We start from the raw sequence: 641 nt of genomic DNA on the forward strand, positions 1-641 counted from the left end.
GGCAAGGTCGAAGTCACTATCAAGGATGCGTCCGGCGGCAACTTCGAGAATCTGGTGCCAAGCACTGTCCCTGCGGTCACCGAAGTGACCGATACCATCGACACTTCGACGGTCAAACTGTCCGCTGACACCTCGGTCGCCGAGGGTGGCACCGTCACTTACACCGCGACCGTTGGTGCGCCTGTGACTGGCTCGCCGGTTGTCGTGACCTTGGCCAACGGTCAGTCCATCACCATCGAAGTGGGTAAAACCACCGGCACCGTCACCACCACCGCACCGAACGACGCGCTGAACGGCCAGGCGCCGCTGAACAACTCGATCACGGGTGTGAGCGGTGGCAACTACGAAAACCTGGTCGCCGACAAAACGCCGGTCAGCACTACCGTGACTGACACCATCGACACCACCAACCTGACGTTGAGCGCCACTGGCTCCGTCGCTGAAGGCGGTTCGATCGTTTACACCGCGACCTTGACCAATCCGGCGGGCACACCAGTCACCGTGACCCTGAGCAATGGCTCGGTGATCACCATCGACGCGGGTAAAACTACCGGCACCGTGACTGTTCCAGCGCCTGCCGATGACGTTTACAAAGACGCCGGCAAGGTCGAAGTCACTATCAAGGATGCGTCCGGCGGCAA

The 641-nt window shown here is 60.8% G+C and carries 1 protein-coding gene; it reads left to right on the forward strand.

Features of this window, described 5'->3' with window-relative positions:
• The coding region (locus tag BW33_RS21590; RefSeq protein WP_047601095.1) for an immunoglobulin-like domain-containing protein at nucleotides 1–641 on the forward strand (641 nt) is incomplete at both ends.

The sequence above is a fragment of the Pseudomonas sp. RIT288 genome, from assembly GCF_000631985.1.
GTDB lineage: Bacteria > Pseudomonadota > Gammaproteobacteria > Pseudomonadales > Pseudomonadaceae > Aquipseudomonas.